Here is a 17875-nt window from a genome sequence, read left to right on the forward strand (position 1 = left end):
TTGCAACTATTCTGAAATAATTGTGTCTAATCCAGCATTTTCCTAACTTGTTTGAAGGGCTATCTTTTGATAGATAAAATAAAAATAAGCGCAAAGAACTCAGCAATAAGAATACGCAGCTAATCGGTTTCCTTCAGAGTCTTCAAAGCTGAAGCCTCTGGGTGCCCATTGGTTTTATTATGATTTGTGGACAAAGAAAAAGCCCTGAAGGCAATGTTGCGTTATTCCAAATCGTTGATGATGTCTACTAAGCTTTTCAGAGAACGTCCCATACGGTCAAGTCGCCAAACAGCGAGTGTATCGTTAGAGCTTAATGAATTGAGTATTGCTTCGAGCTCGGGCCTGTGTCGTTTACCACCTGAAATGGTCTCAATGAAGGTGGTTTGACACTCAGCTTGAGTCAGGGTGTCGAGTTGTAAATCATGATTTTGTTCTAGTGTTGATATTCTTCCATAATCAATAAGCACGTAATCTCTTAGTTTAGGGTAACTCAAGCCATATTGAACATTGACCTCTTTACAGATTATCGGCTGCTTTTATTATAACTAGCCGTAAAGGTGGCAATGGTTCAATAACGGTGGTTTTCTTTACAAAGTGAAATATGGCGGGAATTGTTAGTAATGATGATGGGAACATTTTAAAGATTGGGGTTAGCGCTATTTGGGATTGATACCCATGCCTTTACCTTCTCTTAACCAAAACATTTCAGTGCTATCATCTTCAAGTGAGCTTAATGAAAATGCAAGTAACCCTTTTTCCTTAGAATAAAAATATTGAAGCTTTAGACCTTCTTCGGTGGTCATTTCAATTAAGTAAGTGGCGTAATTGCTACCGAATACTTGCAAATCTACTTTACTTTTAACCGTGAAGTACTTACTTTCAATTTCCCAGCCATCCCCAGGGTTCGCCCCCTTGTGAGGCAAGGCAAACAAAAATTGCCTAGCTTTCACGCAAAAGTATTCGCTTTTCTTTTCACATACTTTGATAGAGCTATATTCGTTTGTCGGGTCCAGCATATAGGATTCATCAAAGTTAAAGTAAAAAGAGATTGGTAGCTTCCATTTTTCAGAGTCCAAGCTGTAGTTATCATAGTGATACTCACCTGCCACGCTTTTTAGAGTAATAACTAAACCGATATGTCCCAATAAATTAAATAATCTCTTCATTGCACTAATTCGTCCCTCTGACAAATTTTATATCTTTTCTGTTTACTTTCGTTCCTGATAGCCTGCGAGGGTAGTGTTTCTTCGCAAATGAATTGGCAAACAATTCTTTTCTCGTTGATGTCCATTTTATTGCATTCTGACGGCCAACTACATTTCCGAACGCGTGCTGTCCAAAAATAGTCATCTAGTATCACCGCTCATATTCTGTTCTAGTGGTAGGGAATTTGATATTTGGGTCACTCAATTTCTATAACTTTTCGATCAACACATGGCGGACCCTTTCAACTCACTCAAATTGTTGGTAAGTACATAACCGCCCAAATCTTCAAGCACTGCAAAATGGGGCAATCTTTCCTAATGCGCGCACAAAGTTACAAATAGCAATGCTAAATGCATCATAATGGCAGGGCCTCACAATTTATTAAAAGATATTCGCACCAACCTGCTCGCCACTTCGCGCTTATAATGAAAAACATCAATGATGAACATAGAACATACTACGAGCGATCTCACACTCGAATTTATGAAGAGGAAGACTGAGGATATGAATCGTAAATCGCGCGCTCAGATAGCACTCCAAGCACGCCTAATAAAAGAAAAGATCGAAAGGGTTAAACGATTTGGTTTTTCTTCCACTCTTTCAGTTTTTCTTCTCTCGCTGCTTCTTTTTCCATACGGGCTTTTTTACGATCGCATGGTTCAGGACAGTCACAGGCCTTTTCAATACCTAGTGCCCCTAAGCCGCCACAACTACCGGAAATTGTTTTTTGCTGAACGATATAACCCACTGCCATTGCAATGACAACAACAACAAAAAAAGCAAAAGCTAAAATAAACGTACTCACAACTCTATCCTACTTTATCACGGTCACTAGGTCTGAAAAACGAGGGCTAGTATACTCTTTAAACTCGCCATTTTCTCGGGTAATCAATAGTACCGCGAGATTATATTTCTCAGCAATATGAATTGCTTTATCTTTCCCCATTACATTGAGGGCGGTGGCAACCCCGTCCGCAGTCATTGACGAAGGATGAATCACTGTCACAGCGACTAAATTGTGTGTTATCGGCGCGCCAGTAATGGGGTCAATCAAGTGGGAATATCGCACCCCATTCTCTTCGTAATAATTACGATAATCGCCAGACGTGGCGATTGCATTGTCGCCAATAGATACAATACGCTGAATTGCGCGCTCTTTTGATACGGGCTTTTCAATCGCAATTTTCCACGCGGTTCCAGATGCCTTATTCCCTTTGACACGCATTTCACCGCCAATCTCTACAAGGTAGTTCTCAATACCCTGCTTTTCAACTAGCTCTGCTATAGCATCTACGCCATAACCTTTAGCGATGGTGGAGAGATCGATATACGTATTTTTATGTGACTTAGTCACTAGCCCATTTTCGATGCTAATGTGTTCGATTCCCACAAAATCCCTTACCGCTGATATTTCCGTATCAGAAGGAATGGTTACTGGACGCTTGTCTGGGCCAAATCCCCACATATTAACCAAGGGGCCGACCGTCACATCCAAATAGCCTTCGCTGAGCTCGTGCAAACGCACTGCTTCTAGCAATACGTGCTCTGTTTCTGCTGACACTTTGAACGGCTGACTGCCATTACTGTTGTTGAGACGAGATAACTCTGAATTAGGATCGTAGGTCGACATCAACGTGTTTATGCCTTCGAGTCGAGTATCTATCTGGCTTTTTAACGAAGGCACGTCAGCGTCTAACGTATTCACAAACTTAACATTGTAGGATGTGCCCATAGTCTGCCCCTGAATGTGCGCCTCAGTCACAATAGGTTGTTGAGAGCATGCGGAAATAACAAACACTAAGAGGAATAGGGCAAAAATTCGGATTGGTTGATTCATCTCTGTTGCGTTCCTGTAACAGTTAAAGACAAAGCTGCAATAAAAAAGGGGCTAGAGCCCCTTTATTATTTATCAAATAATCTTAGCCACCGAAGTCATCAAGCATGATGTTTTCGTCTTCTACACCAAGATCTTTAAGCATATTGATTACCGCAGCGTTCATCATAGGAGGCCCACACATGTAGAACTCACAATCTTCAGGCGCTGGGTGATCCTTCAGGTAGTTCTCTAGCAACACTTGGTGGATGAACCCTGTGTAGCCTTCCCAGTTATCTTCTGGTTGAGGATCTGAAAGTGCCACATGCCACTCAAAGTTGTCATTTTCTTTTGCCAACATATCGAAATCTTCTACATAGAACATTTCACGAAGTGAACGTGCGCCGTACCAGAAAGTGATCTTTCTTTCAGAGTTAAGTCGACGCAATTGGTCGAAAATGTGCGAACGCATAGGTGCCATACCTGCACCACCACCGACAAATACCATTTCAGCATCCGTATCTTTAGCAAAGAACTCACCGAATGGACCAGAGATTGTCGCTTTGTCACCCTCTTTAAGGCTCCAAATGTACGACGACATTTTACCCGCTGGTAGGCTCAAGTTATTAGGTGGCGGCGTAGCAATACGCACGTTCAACATAATAATGCCTTTTTCTTCTGGGTAGTTAGCCATTGAGTATGCACGAATGGTTTCGTCATCCACTTTAGATTCAATATCAAAGAATCCAAAGCGCTCCCAATCAGCACGATACTCTTCAGGGATATCGTAGTCTTTATACTTAACATGGTGAGGTGGAGCTTCAATTTGAATGTAACCACCTGCACGGAAAGGTACACTTTCACCATCAGGGATCTTAAGCTTCAATTCTTTAATGAACGTGGCTTTGTTATCGTTAGAGATAACTTCACAATCCCACTTTTTCACACCGAATACTTCTTCAGGAAGCTCGATATCCATGTCTTGCTTAATTGCTACCTGACATGACAAACGGCAACCTTCACGGGCTTCACGCTTGCTGATGTGATCTAACTCTGTAGGTAGAATTTCACCACCGCCTGCATGCACGTCAACGCGACACTGACCACATGAGCCACCGCCACCACACGCTGATGATACAAAAATACCTGAGTCAGCCAATGCGCCCAGCAACTTGCCGCCCGGCGCAGTTTTAATAGCTTTTTCCGGATCACCATTAATCGTAATGGTGACGTCACCTGAAGGAACCAGTTTCGATTTAGCAAACATGATAATAAATACAAGCGCTAAAACGATAACAATAAACAGGCCCACTCCTAGGTAAATTTCTACTTGATTCATAATTTACTCCGTCAAGTTGACTTACAGGGCTACGCCAGTAAATGACTGGAATCCGAGTGCCATCAGACCAGCAATCATGAATACTGAACCAAGGCCACGAATACCATCAGGCATGTCTGCATATTTAAGCTTCTCTCGTACAGCAGCCAGAAGTGCGATAGCGATCGCCCAACCGAAACCACTGCCGATACCATATACTACGCTCTCTGCTAGGTTATATTCACGTTGTACCGCGAATGCAACGCCACCAAAAATCGCACAGTTTACAGTAATCAATGGTAAGAAAATCCCCAACGCGTTATATAACGCTGGGAAGAACTTATCCAAACTCATCTCAAGAATCTGAACCAACGCCGCAATAACGCCGATAAAGGTTAAGAAGTTAAGGAAGCTCAAGTCAGCCTCTGGAAAACCGGCCCATGCCAATGCCCCAGGAGCAAGTACGTTTGTATAAATCAATTGGTTCGCAGGCACAGCGATACCGAGTACCACTATTACCGCTACACCAAGGCCAATAGCCGTTTTTACCTTTTTAGAAACCGCAAGGAAAGTACACATACCCAAGAACAATGACAGCGCCATGTTCTCGATGAAAACCGAGCGGACGAATAAGCTAAGATAATGTTCCATGAATTACTCCTTCGGCTCTACTTGCTCTGGACGAATGGTACGGATGAACCAAATCATACCGCCAATCAGGAAGAACGAGCTAAATGGAAGAATCAATAGACCATTACCCTGATACCAACCACCGTTTTGAATAAGCGGAAGGATTTCAAAACCAAGAATCGTACCAAAACCGGCAAGCTCTTTAATCGTACCGATTACGATCAGAATGAATGAGTACCCCAAACCATTACCGATACCGTCTAAGAAACTCATAAACGGCGGGCTCTTCATGGCATATGCTTCGGCACGTCCCATTACGATACAGTTAGTAATAATTAAGCCTACGAAGACCGACAGTTCTTTGGCAATCTGATAAGAGAATGCTTTAAGAATTTGGTCTACTACGATTACCAACGAAGCGATAATCGTCATTTGGATAATGATACGCACACTCGAAGGAATGTGGTTACGAATCATTGAGATGAACAAATTAGAAAATGCGACAACGGAGGTCAATGCCAACGACATTACCAGCGCAGTTTCTAACTTGGTTGTAATAGCAAGTGCCGAGCAGATACCCAGTACTTGTAATGCAATCGGGTTGTTGTCCAGAACAGGTCCGAACAACACCTTTTTCATTTCTTTTGTATCAGCCATTGTTCAGAATCCTTACGATTTCCAGTTTTGCATGCTCAAGAACTTTGCGTACCCTTCACGACCAGCCCAAAAAGCCAATGTGTTTTGTACGCCGTTACTTGTAAGCGTTGCGCCTGATAGAGCGTCGACCTGATAGTCGTTGCCTTCTTTCGCACCTTTTGTTACTGCAATTGCAACTTCACCGTCTTTGTAAAGTTGCTTACCATCCCACTTTGCTTTCCAGCTAGGGTTTTGAATCTCGCCGCCCAATCCTGGCGTTTCTTTGTGTTGATAGTAAACCAGTTCGCGTACAGTATTTCCATCTGCGTCAACTGCAAGAAAACCATACATAAGATCCCAAAGACCCGCGCCATGTACTGGCAATACAATACGCGTTGTTTCACCCGCATCGTTCTTGACCAAGTATACGCTTGCTACTTTTGGCTTAGTTTGAAAGCCAACAGCGGTATTTTCAACGCGCTCATTGTAGTCTTTGTCTTTAGCGGCCTTGTACATGTTGTAATCTTCAGATGGCGCTTCAACAAATTCACCTGTTGCTAGATCAACAAAGCGTTGCTCAATGTACTTGTCATACGTGCCCGCAATATCACCTTTGGCGATCTCTTTCAGGCCCGCTGCTTCAACGATATTTGTTTGCTTATCTAGCTCTGCGTTCTTTTCTTGAAGAGAACGTAAGCCCACAGCGGCAGAAGATACAACGATTGAACAAACAAGACACACCGCAAGAACGATACCAACGGTTCTTCCTAAAGTTTCTTTTTTAGCCGACACGTGCAACCCTCCGCTTGATATTGCTCTGTGCAACAAAATAATCGAATAACGGTGCCCAAAGGTTAGCGAATAAAATCGCCAGCATGATGCCTTCTGGGAAAGCTGGATTTAGTACGCGAATCATTACCGCCATAAATCCAATTAAGAAACCGTATGCCCATTTACCTGTATTGGTGAAAGAGGCTGATACCGGATCCGTCGCCATAAAGAACATACCGAACGCCAAGCCACCTACAACCATATGCCAGTACCAAGGCATAGCAAACATGGGGTTAGTGTCGCTGCCGACCATATTCAGTAAGGTTGCAAAGAACGCGACACCTAATGCTACACCTGCGACAATTCGCCACGATGCAATACGCAAGTAGATAATAAACAGTCCGCCAATCAGTAACATCAGGGTAGATACTTCACCCATAGAGCCTTGAATGTTACCGAAGAATGCCTGCCACCATGCGTCGTTGATAGACCAATCTGTGATGTTTCCTGCTGCCGCTTGACCTAGCCATGTTGCGCCAGAGAAACCGTCTGCTGCCGTCCAAATTGCATCACCTGAAATTTGTGCAGGATACGCAAAATAAAGGAATGCGCGGCCTGACAGTGCAGGGTTCAAGAAGTTACGGCCCGTTCCACCAAAGATTTCTTTAGCAATAACCACACCAAAGGTAATACCCAAGGCAACCTGCCAAAGCGGAATCGTCGCGGGTAAGGTAAGGGCAAACAATACAGAGGTAACGAAGAAGCCTTCGTTCACTTCGTGCTTACGCACAGACGCGAACAAAATCTCCCAGAAAGCCCCAACAACAAACGTGGTTAGATACACAGGCAAGAAGAAGCATGCACCGTATGCCATTAAACCAAGCCATGTCACGCTATCAATGCCAAGCTGACCGCCAAGCGCCGTGAACAATTCTGCTTGCCACATATCTGGAAGCGTACCAGCACCGCTTAGAATAGCAGCGTGTGCTTGCGCGCCAATATTGTACATACCATAAAACATGGCAGGGAATGTCGCCATCCATACCAAAATCATGATACGTTTAAGGTCGATACTGTCTTTAACGTGAGTAGTCGACTTATTTACTTTACCTGGCGTATAGAAAACAGTCGCAACTGCTTCATACAGGGCATACCACTTTTCGTGTTTGCCGCCTGGTTCAAAATCGGGTTCGATTTTCTCTAAATACGCTTTCAACCCCATTATTTAACCCTCTTTCTCAATGGTGGTGAGACACTCGCGCAAGATAGGTCCGTAATTATATTTGCCTGGGCAAACATACGTGCATAGTGCCAAATCTTCCTCGTCTAACTCTAGGCAACCAAGGCTTTGTGCGCCATCAGTATCGCCAGAAAGCAAGTCACGCAACAGCAATGTTGGTAGAATATCCAGCGGCATAATGCGCTCATAGTTTCCGATTGGAACCATCGAACGCTCAGAACCGTTTGTCGTGGTTGTCATGTTAAACAAACGACTTGGGCTCAAGTGACCAAGATAAGCACGGGTAACCGAGTGCTTGTCTGAGCCTGGCGCTAACCAACCAAATAATTTCTTCTCACGGCCTTCTTTCAGTAACGATACCTGAACATGGTAACGCCCTAGGAACCCGTGTACGCCGTGTGCGTGTGTTCCCATTAGTACGGAACCAGACACAACTCGGATTTCTCCACCATCAGATTCGCCTGATGTAAGCTGTGCACAGTCTGCACCTAGAAGGGTACGAACAAGGCGAGGTGATTTGGCAGCTGGACCAGCAAGCGATACCACACGACGGTTGTCGATTTCACCTGTAGTGAAAAGCGCACCGATAGCGATAACGTCTTGATAACCAATGTGCCACACTTTCTTACTCGCACCGACGGGATCGATGTAATGAATGTGTGTACCAACCAGACCAGCAGGGTGTGGACCTTCAAACTCTCGTACATCTGCACTTGAGCTTCCAGTCGGAATGTTAGCGTCAGACGCCTTCGTCACGTACAACTTGCCGTCTGTAAGGTGTTTGATAACCGCTAGACCGTGTTCGAAATCCGCTTTACGCTCAGCAATGATGACCTGCGGATCGCCAGCCAATGGATTGGTATCCATCGCGTTAACGAATATTGAATTAGGCGTGCTGCCTAACGCAGGAACTTTGCTAAATGGACGTGTTCTGAATGCAGTCCACATGCCTGAATCTACCAAGGTTTTCTCGATATCATCACGCTTAAGACTGGCCAACTGAGACGCTTCAAATTTAGGGAAAGTAATTTGATCTTCGCCCTCAATTTGAATCACCACAGATTGCAAAACACGTTTTGCGCCGCGGTTAATTTCAACCACTTTACCAGCAGCGGGCGCAGTAAATTTTACGCCAGGGTTTTTCTTGTCTTCAAACAAGATTTGCCCTTTTTTCACCACATCGTCAACTTGCACGTGCATGGTAGGACGCATGCCAACGTACTCTTCGCCCAAAACAGCTACCCGCGTTATGGCGGGACCATCATGGATTTTTTGCTCCGGCGAGCCTTCTATAGGAAGGTCAAGCCCTCGTTTAATTTTTATCATAAGCAATCGCACTACTTTCTGTAAAAACAAATCACCATTTGACTCTTTGGCCCTCAGCGCATACGACAACGCTGACTCTCTCCTTAAAGTCCAATCGTGATTATTCTTTGTAATTGAAATCCTTGCCCGACGTTGCTACCCACGTGAATACAGGGTAGTTGAATAAGACAGTTCTATAAAGCTGAGAGACACTGTCTCGCTTAACTTCGGAATTTTAGCATTAATTGCCTCACTTCCGCCACGTAAATTGTTGCTTAATAGGCTTTTTTGCCATTTTTTTATACAATTCTTTACTGTCGACAAATTGAGCTGAATAAAAATCCAAAGAATACGCTTATTTACCTAATACTGCTCATACATCTAAACAAGCCGCTCTTTTTTTGCACAATCTCTTGCATGCACCTTCTCACAGTATAAAGTCTAAAACACTCGGTAACGTTTTTCCGCGTGAGTTACCTGTAAAACATAGGACAGTCTATGTATTTTGCCATTTAACTACGAGAAGGAATCACTATGACTGGCATCTTACTTCGTATTCTTTTCACCCTATTTTTGTTTTCTACCTTGTCCTCTTGCTCCGACAATGATGACGGGGGCACACAACCCGACAATCAAGCCCTTCCCCTTTTTGCACCCGAAGGTAAGCTGAAGGCAGAAATACGATGGACCACACACGGCGTCCCTCATATTAAAGCCGAGAACATTGAGAGTATGGCCTATGGCGTGGGTTATGCTTCGGCCAACGATAATATCTGTATCATCGCTGACCAAGTCACCAAATTTAATTCTCAACGTTCGAAATACTTCGGACCAGATCGCGTAATCAATTCCGGTGATAGCGCGAATCTAATCAGTGACTTTGGCTACTTAACCATTGGTTTGCGTGAACTTGCCGAACAACACATTTCGTCGATGTCAGACATGTCAAAAGCACTGCTGTCTGGATATGCGAAAGGGTTCAATTTTTATCTCAACGAAAAGGGAAAAGACAATCTAGCCCCAGCATGCGCAAGTCAGCCTTGGGTTAAAGATATTGATGAAACAGACATGCTCACCTATTTATTAGGGATTGGCACTATTGCCAGTAGCAATAACTTTCTAAACGCCATGTTTATTGCAGCACCACCAAGTGAAGACTTTCGACCTAGAGTTAAATCTACGCAGCACCCATACACACAATTTCAAGCAAAGCGCGTATCACTACCCAATCTAAACCCCATGTCGCTCGGTTCAAACGGTTGGGGGCTTGGACGAGAGAAAACCGAAAATCAGCGGGGCATGGTGTTGGGAAATCCACACTTTCCACACCGAGGCGCACTGCGATTTTGGCAATTTCACACAACAATTCCTAATTATTTAAACGCGATGGGAGCATCTATTCTCGGTATGCCGGGGCCAATTAACATCGGCTTTAATGAAAATGTCGCGTGGACGCACACCTTCTCGACAGCCGAACATTTTATTATCTACGAATTATTTTTAGATGAAGCAGACACATCCTCGTTATCTTATCGCTTTGATAACACCTCTCAGGACATCACCAGTAGAGTTTACGAAATAGAAGTTGCAGACGGCACTGGAGGGACAACAATGCTCCAAAAAACAAGCTTTTATTCAGACCTTGGTCCTATTGTAGTTGTCCCCGATGTGTTTGAATGGAAGCAAGGACAACGAGCCTATGCCTTCAAAGATGCTAATTTGCCTAATTTAGATATCCTCGATCACTGGATGAGCATGAATCTTGCCGACAACATGCAGGCATTCAAGCAGGCCTTCCAAAACCATGATGGCGTAATTTTTAACAACACCATGTCTGCCTCCGAAGACGGACAGGTTTTTTACATTGATGATTCAACCGTTCCTGCTCTTTCAGATGAAGCAATGACTCTCTTAAAGGGTAACACTGCATATCGGCAAATAAGACAGCAATTTGGCGTTACTGTACTTCCAGCTAATGAATCGAAGTATGTATTCACTTCGCCAGTTTCATATGATTCAGCGCCAAAATATGAGAGTTTCTCTTATGTACAAAACTCCAATGACAGCTATTGGCTTACGAATGCCGAAAATCCATTGCCAGAACATTCGCCCCTATATGGAAAGTTCGAGTATCAACAGTCTTTACGGTCTCGCATGGCACATAGAATGATGAAAGATAGCAGCGGCGTTGATCAGCGATTCAGCCTGCAAGACTTGGAAGACATGATTTTTAATAATCGTAGTTACCTTGCCGAAGAGGCGTTAAACCCGCTTCTCGTATCATGCACTCAACAAGGTCCCACCCCTATATTGGTTGATGATGAGGATGTTTCAATTCAAGACGCTTGTAATGCGCTCGCCAATTGGGATGGGCGATTCAATACAGACTCAATCGGCGCGGCTATTTTCAAAGAATTTGCATTTCAGTTTAATACATCGCCACAATGGGTTGTTCCCTTTTCGGCTTCGACTCCCCTAGATACACCAAGGGATCTACTCAATAACAGCACGACACTTGCGCATTTTGCACGTGCAGTCAAAAACCTTAACGATGCCAATGTTCCCATGGATGCAGCACTGGGCGATGTTCAATTTGTCGAAGCTTCATTGCCCGACGGTTCGCCTTCTGGAAACAAACTCCCTTGGGCAGGCGGACACAACATAGATGGCAGCTTTAACGTATTTGATGGACGCGTCAGAGAAAACGATACCATGATACCTCGCCATAGTTACCCCACCCTTCCAAATACTGATTTAAGTATTGAAGCAGGAGGTTACCATTTAACGTATGGCAGTAGTTGGGTGATGTTAATGAACTTCACTAACGATGGCCCTATCGCAAAAGGCTTGCTAACTTACTCTCAGTCTACACACCCAACGAGCGAATATTATAATGACCAGACACGCATCTATTCCCAGGGCCCTCAACTAAGAACGTTATTTTTTAGCGAAAATGATATTCAGGCTAATGTAATTAAATCAAAGGTAATTAGCTACTCCCCCTAATTATGGGGACAAGTATGAATGAAGCGGGAAATATAAAACAATCAATAAAAACAGAGTGACGGTTTTGATACAGCTGACGTTATTCGTCAGCTGTATCATATCGTCTATTACGATGAATGGATTACCAGTTTGCTAAAGGCGAAATGTCCTCTTCATAATCAACGCCTTCAACGTCAAACCCAAATAACTTCAAAAATTCGTGGTGATAGCCTTCATAATCACTCAACTCATGGAAATTATCTTGCGATACCTTATCCCAAAGCGCTTTGATTTTAGCTTGCGTGTCATCGTTAGTTTCAACACCATCCATGCGATAGCGTTTCATTTCGTCGGTTACAGGGTTGCCAGCAAACAACTTTTGCTTAAACAAACCAAAAATTTGCTCAATGCAACCTTCATGTGACCCTTCTTCTTTCATCACCTTGTACATCAGAGAAATATACAGCGGCATCACCGGAATCGCAGAACTCGCCTGAGTAACAAGCGCTTTTAGCGAAGAGACATTCGCCTCTACATGATGACTACTATGCGCCGAAATGATAGCTGCCGCGGCGCGATCAAGGTCCTCTTTGGCCTTGCCGATGGTTGCCTGACCATAAATTGGCCATGTTAGTTCTTTTCCAATATAGGTATACGCGGTAGTTTTACAGCCATCAGCCAGTAAGTCTGCTTCTGCCAGAGCCTGCATCCACAGCTCCCAATCTTCACCACCCATCACTTTAATGGTATTTAAAATCTCTTCTTCAGACGCAGGCTCTAACGACACATCATGTACCAAATCTTTATCGGTATCATAGGTTTTTGTTGTATACGCGTTCCCAACTGGCTTTAATGTAGACTTGTACACCTCACCTGTTTTTGGGTCTGTTCGGCGCGGTGCTGCAAGGCTGTAAATAACCAAGTCTACTTTGCCCATATCTGCTTTAAGGGTTTCGATGACCTGTTGTTTCATCTCATCGGAGAAAGCATCCCCATTCAAGGTTTTTGCATACACACCTTGTGCTTCAGCGCGTTGATGAAAGGCTGCCGTGTTGTACCACCCAGCCGTACCCGTTTTCTTTTCAGTTGGTGCTTTTTCAAAGCAAACCCCCAACGTATTGGCTCCATAGCCAAAACCAGACACGATACGAGACGCGAGCCCATAGCCAGTTGAACATCCAAGGACAAGGACATTTTTCGGCCCATCTCCTAATGCTGGCTGGGCTTTGACATAACGAATTTGCTCATCGACATGAGCAGCACAACCCTTTGGGTGTGCATTAGTGCAGATAAAGCCACGAATCTTGGGCTGAATAACCATGTGTTCTTCCTTTTCGAAAAATTGTTGGCTATTTTATCGGTCAAAATGTCAATAACAACTCTGAGCAGATAAAACAGCCGAACCAAAGCCATAGGAATCAATATTTATTGGGGACGGTTTTTGTAATACTCATACTCACTCAACGCGTGGTAAGCACGCGCATTGTTTAAGAATGCTTGATAGGAGGCGTAAACCTTTTTAAACATTGGGTCAGCGTTTGCCTGTTCTTGCATCACCTCTTTACTAGCAGCTTTTAATGCTTCTATCACATCTGCTGGTAAAGGTCGCATGTCTACACCGTGCTTTTCTTTCAACGCCAGCATGGCTTCATGATTTCTCGCAGTGTATTCGTCTAACATATCTTGATTCACAGCACGTGTTGCCACTTCAACAATCGCTTTCAAATCGTCAGGGAGTTGATTCCATGCATCTTGATTAACAATAAACTCAAGTCCTGTACCCGGTTCATGCCACCCCGAGTAATAATAGTAGTCAGCTGCTTTGAACAGACCAAATGCCAGATCATTGTATGGCCCAACCCATTCAGTCGCGTCAATCGTACCTGATTGCAATGCCGTAAACAGTTCGCCACCGCTCAGTGCCACAGGCACACCGCCCACTTTCTTGAATACTTCTCCACCCAATCCAGGGATGCGCATTTTCAGGCCTTGTAAGTCTTCTAACTGAGTAATTTCTTTTTTGAACCACCCCGCCATTTGAACGCCAGTATTTCCGCCAACGAATGGCACCACGTTAAAAGGTGCGTAAAGCTCACGCCATAACGCCATACCACCACCGTATTGCAGCCAAGAGTTAAATTCTGTGACATTCATACCAAAAGGAATCGCAGAAAAGATCTGAGCAGCCGGCATTTTTCCCTTCCAGTAGTATGCGCCTGCATGGCCCATTTCAACACTACCTTGAGACACTTGGTCAAATACCTCAAATGCTGGTACAAGCTGTCCTGCACCGTACACTTTAATTTTTAGGCGACCGCCAGACATTTCATTCACGTAAGTTGCGAATGTCTCTGGTGCGCGTCCTAGACCTGGAAAATTCTTCGGCCATGAAGTGACTAATTTCCACTCGAAGGTTTGTTGTGTCTGCGTATTTTGCGAGGCCGTTTGCGATTTATCTCCGCAGCCTGCAACGAATATCACGCTACATACCAACACCCATATCCGTACTAACATAATCATAGGAACTCTCTATCCGTAAAGGTAATCCGGCAATCCTGTCACCAATTCAGGCCACAGCGCCAACATTATTAAAAGACACAATTGAATGACAATAAAAGGCATTACGCCACGATAAATATCTGCCGTTTTCACTGACGGCGGCGCCACGCCTCTTAAATAGAACAAAGCAAATCCAAAAGGCGGCGTTAAAAATGAGGTTTGTAAATTTACCGCAATCATAATACCTAGCCAAATAGGATCCAGCCCCATTGCCAAAAGCACAGGTGCAATGATTGGCACCACAACAAAGGTAATTTCAATAAAATCAAGAATAAAGCCCAGCAAAAAAATCACTACCATAACAATCAACATCGCGGTGAATACCCCGCCAGGTAATTGCTCAAACAATTCTTCGATTAACGTCTCGCCCCCAAAACCACGAAATACTAACGAGAAAATTGATGCGCCAATCAATATTAAAAACACCATTGAGGTCACTTTCGTAGTACCCAACATGACATCTTTCAATTTATCTAGCGAAAATTGCTTTTGTATTATTGCCAGCACTATCGCGCCCAACGCGCCCACACCAGCCGCTTCTGTGGGCGTGGCAGCACCAGTGAGAATAGAGCCAAGTACAATAAAAATGAGCAACAAGGGAGACGCTAGTGCTGACAACAGCTTACCTGCATCTAATGGCTTTTGCTCTACAACACAGTCTGATTGCTGAATATGTTTATTGGAAAAGAGCAGGACGTAAGCCAAATATAAACACACTAAAATGAAACCAGGGACTAATGCTCCCACAAAAAGGTCGCCAATCGACACCGATTCCGGAGAGAAAATGCCCATGTTCAACTGGGCTTGCTGATACGCGCTCGACATTACATCGCCTAGCAACACCAGTGCAATAGAAGGAGGAATGATTTGTCCTAACGTGCCAGTTGCGCAAATCGTGCCTGTCGCAAATTGTGGAGAATATCCACGCTTTAGCATCGAAGGTAACGATAGCAACCCCATTGTGATCACCGTTGCACCTACGATACCCGTACTCGCTGCGAGCAACATACCAACAAGCACAACAGACACGGCCATACCGGATTGGTAGCGCCCAAATAACTGTGACATCGACGTAAGCAAATTCTCTGCGACTCTCGATTTCTCCAGCATAATGCCCATAAACACAAATAGGGGCACAGCAATTAACGTTTGATTAGTTAAAATACCGAATAAACGACTGGGTGTTGTCATTAAATAGTGACCATCGAACACGCCAAAAAAGGTGCCTACACCCGCAAAGATCAAGGCTGTGCCTGCCAAACTGTAAGCGACAGGGTATCCCAACAAAAGCACCAAACAGACCACCGCAAACATGACAAGAGATAGATATTCCATGCTCTACTCCTCTCTTATCAGTGTTAATGATTGACGAATTATTTCGGCGATGCCTTGCAACGTCATTGTGAAGGCAAACATCAGCAATAATGATTTCAAAATAAATACGAATGGCAGCCCTCCCGCCTCTGGAGAGCCTTCGAGCAATTGCCAAGAATTAACAACGTACTCAACGCTCATTGCGAATATAAACAGGTTCACAGGCAAAAGTAGAAATAGGCTTCCGCCTAAATCAATCAAGGCTTGTTTTTGGGGAGACAAGGTTCGGTAGATCACGTCTACACGCACATGCTCGTTAACGCGGAGCGTATGTGCCGCGCCCAGCATAAACACCGCGGCGTGCAGGTACATCACTGATTCCTGCATGGCAATCCAGCCCATATTGAATACGTATCGCAGTATTACAATCAAACAGGTAATTAACACCATCAGTAAGGTAAACCAGCTGACAATACGGCTTAATGTGTCGTTGGCGCGATCAATTCCAACCTGAAGAGACTGGAGAAAGGTTTTACTCATTATTTTTCTTTTGAACAATTCGTTTGTTTAACGAAAATGCAGACTTGTTACTAACTGGTAAATGTTTTTAACAAAAATCAAAGAGATGAGCAATGATAGAAACCATTAGGCGCAGGTAAAATGGAATAAATAATGGACGGAATAGGAGAAACCAAAATGTGGTTCTCCTATTCAAGACGTAAAGCAGCTACTCAAACAATTCGCTGTGCAGCTCTTTCACGACGTCGGTACTGTCTTTTGCATGTACAAGAAACGACATATTGTGTGGATTCGCGCCATAGCAAATCATACGCAGATTAAAGTTTTTTACTGCCGCAAAAATACGAGACGAAACACCAGCAGCGCTGTTCATGTTATTCCCTACAACAGTGACTAGGTCGTAATCATTCTCAATCACCACCTCACAGATTTCTTTGAGTTCTGCCAAGGTTTCTCGATTAAGGCGTTCCGCCACAGAGTTACTGGGATTATCTAACGTAAAGGCTACTGCTATTTCAGAGGTGGTAATAAGATCTACGCTCAAGTTATGGTCGGCAATGATCGTAAACACTTTTTGCAGAAACCCTTGCGCATGCATCATTTTAGGTGTTTTAACGGTAACCATCACCTGTTCTTTACGGCGTGTAATGGCTCGATAATGGGGCTCTTCTTTACAATCTCTGGCAATCCATGTTCCGCCCTTCTCAGGCTCTTTGCTAGACCCGACAAATACACGAATATCTTGCCGAAGCGCAGGCTCCATAGTAGCTGGGTGTAATACTTTTGCCCCGAACGTCGCCATTTCTGCGGCTTCTTCAAAACTCAATTCTGGTAAAGGCTTTGCTGCAGGCGTAATGCGAGGGTCGGTGGTGTAAACGCCAACAACATCCGTCCAAATTTCACAGGTTTGTGCATCCAACGCTTCGGCCAGTAACGCGGCGGTAAAGTCAGATCCGCCTCTTCCCAACGTCGTCGTGTTGCCTTGTGCATCAGCGCCAACAAACCCTTGTGTTACCAACACACAATCAGCCATTTCTGGACGTAACAATTCATTCGCCAGAGTACGAATTTCATTGAGTTGGGGGGCTGCTTCACCATAGGTATCATCTGTACGAAGTACTTTTCTTACATCAAAGTTTTCAGCTTTTACACCTATTCCTTTCAATACTTCGGTAAATAACAGAGAAGACATGCGCTCACCCAGTGACAGAATGGCATCTTTTAAATCTGGACGGTGCAGAATTTCTTCATGGTGTGCTAACTCACGCGCGTGACTCAATAATTCATCAAGTTTGGCTTTGACGGGGGCGGGGTTTCCCAAGTCATTCAAAATGGCATATTCAATCGCTTCAATTTGTTTAATCGTGGCATTGATCTGCTCTTTTGTGAGTGCTTTATGCGCCAGTTCAACCAGCAGGTTGGTAATTCCTGCCGCCGCACTCACCACGACCACTCGGGTCGCTGAGTTTGCCCGAACAATGTTGGCACAATTAGACATCGCCCCAAAATTAGCGACACTTGTTCCACCAAATTTAGCGATATTTAAAGACAGATTGCTCACCATGTTTCCTTGTTTGTT

At 44.1% G+C, this 17875-nt stretch carries 16 protein-coding genes; 1 reads left to right on the forward strand and 15 read right to left on the reverse strand.

Going from position 1 to position 17875, the window contains the following annotated elements; genetic code table 11:
• Positions 1-221 precede the first annotated feature (221 nt).
• The 10 genes from OE749_RS02715 to OE749_RS02760 all read right to left on the reverse strand — a co-directional run bounded on the left by OE749_RS02715 (position 222) and on the right by OE749_RS02760 (position 8940).
• Positions 222-467 carry a recombinase family protein gene (locus OE749_RS02715; RefSeq protein WP_263710807.1) on the reverse strand — a complete coding sequence of 82 codons (246 nt, stop codon included), beginning with the start codon at positions 465-467 and terminating at the stop codon, positions 222-224.
• A 189-nt stretch (positions 468-656) separates the two neighbouring features.
• Positions 657-1166, reverse strand: a complete 510-nt coding sequence (locus OE749_RS02720; protein ID WP_263710808.1) for a hypothetical protein — start codon at positions 1164-1166, stop codon at positions 657-659.
• Positions 1167-1777: 611 nt separating this feature from the next.
• Positions 1778-2011, reverse strand: a complete 234-nt coding sequence (gene nqrM, locus OE749_RS02725; RefSeq protein ID WP_263710809.1) for a (Na+)-NQR maturation NqrM — start codon at positions 2009-2011, stop codon at positions 1778-1780.
• Between the two features lie 9 nt (positions 2012-2020).
• Positions 2021-3043: an FAD:protein FMN transferase gene (locus OE749_RS02730; protein ID WP_263710810.1), complete on the reverse strand. Its 1023-nt coding sequence runs from the start codon at positions 3041-3043 to the stop codon at positions 2021-2023.
• Positions 3044-3125: 82 nt separating this feature from the next.
• On the reverse strand, positions 3126-4358 hold the full coding sequence (gene nqrF, locus OE749_RS02735; protein ID WP_263710811.1) for an NADH:ubiquinone reductase (Na(+)-transporting) subunit F: 1233 nt from the start codon (positions 4356-4358) through the stop codon (positions 3126-3128).
• Between the two features lie 21 nt (positions 4359-4379).
• Complete coding sequence (gene nqrE / locus OE749_RS02740; RefSeq protein ID WP_263710812.1) at positions 4380-4988, reverse strand: NADH:ubiquinone reductase (Na(+)-transporting) subunit E; 609 nt, start codon at positions 4986-4988, stop codon at positions 4380-4382.
• Between the two features lie 3 nt (positions 4989-4991).
• On the reverse strand, positions 4992-5624 hold the full coding sequence (locus OE749_RS02745) for an NADH:ubiquinone reductase (Na(+)-transporting) subunit D (protein WP_263710813.1): 633 nt from the start codon (positions 5622-5624) through the stop codon (positions 4992-4994).
• 12 nt (positions 5625-5636) lie between these two features.
• A complete protein-coding gene (locus tag OE749_RS02750) occupies positions 5637-6395 on the reverse strand; it encodes a Na(+)-translocating NADH-quinone reductase subunit C (RefSeq protein ID WP_263710814.1) in 759 nt (252 codons plus the stop codon).
• The gene (locus tag OE749_RS02755; protein ID WP_263710815.1) at positions 6385-7596 is read right to left on the reverse strand and encodes an NADH:ubiquinone reductase (Na(+)-transporting) subunit B; all 1212 of its coding nucleotides are present in this window, start codon (positions 7594-7596) and stop codon (positions 6385-6387) included. Before OE749_RS02755 ends, OE749_RS02750 begins: the two co-directional genes overlap by 11 nt.
• A gap of 3 nt (positions 7597-7599) precedes the next feature.
• Positions 7600-8940, reverse strand: a complete 1341-nt coding sequence (locus OE749_RS02760) for a Na(+)-translocating NADH-quinone reductase subunit A (RefSeq protein WP_263710816.1) — start codon at positions 8938-8940, stop codon at positions 7600-7602.
• Between the two features lie 513 nt (positions 8941-9453).
• On the opposite strand from OE749_RS02760, the gene OE749_RS02765 reads away from it, so the two are divergent.
• A complete protein-coding gene (locus OE749_RS02765) occupies positions 9454-11925 on the forward strand; it encodes a penicillin acylase family protein (RefSeq protein WP_263710817.1) in 2472 nt (823 codons plus the stop codon).
• 121 nt (positions 11926-12046) lie between these two features.
• On the opposite strand, the gene fabV is transcribed toward OE749_RS02765, so the two are convergent.
• From fabV to lysC, 5 genes are all read right to left on the reverse strand, one after another.
• The gene (gene fabV / locus OE749_RS02770; protein ID WP_263710818.1) at positions 12047-13225 is read right to left on the reverse strand and encodes an enoyl-ACP reductase FabV; all 1179 of its coding nucleotides are present in this window, start codon (positions 13223-13225) and stop codon (positions 12047-12049) included.
• A 104-nt stretch (positions 13226-13329) separates the two neighbouring features.
• Positions 13330-14424: a TRAP transporter substrate-binding protein gene (locus OE749_RS02775; protein ID WP_263710819.1), complete on the reverse strand. Its 1095-nt coding sequence runs from the start codon at positions 14422-14424 to the stop codon at positions 13330-13332.
• Between the two features lie 9 nt (positions 14425-14433).
• A complete protein-coding gene (locus tag OE749_RS02780) occupies positions 14434-15798 on the reverse strand; it encodes a TRAP transporter large permease (RefSeq protein WP_263710820.1) in 1365 nt (454 codons plus the stop codon).
• Positions 15799-15801: 3 nt separating this feature from the next.
• On the reverse strand, positions 15802-16317 hold the full coding sequence (locus tag OE749_RS02785; protein ID WP_263710821.1) for a TRAP transporter small permease subunit: 516 nt from the start codon (positions 16315-16317) through the stop codon (positions 15802-15804).
• Positions 16318-16504: 187 nt separating this feature from the next.
• Positions 16505-17860 carry a lysine-sensitive aspartokinase 3 gene (gene lysC, locus OE749_RS02790; RefSeq protein ID WP_404828105.1) on the reverse strand — a complete coding sequence of 452 codons (1356 nt, stop codon included), beginning with the start codon at positions 17858-17860 and terminating at the stop codon, positions 16505-16507.
• Positions 17861-17875: the final 15 nt, after the last annotated feature.

Origin of the sequence: Fluctibacter corallii, assembly GCF_025751585.1 — a bacterium.
GTDB classification, from domain to species: Bacteria; Pseudomonadota; Gammaproteobacteria; order Enterobacterales; family Alteromonadaceae; genus Fluctibacter_A; species Fluctibacter_A corallii.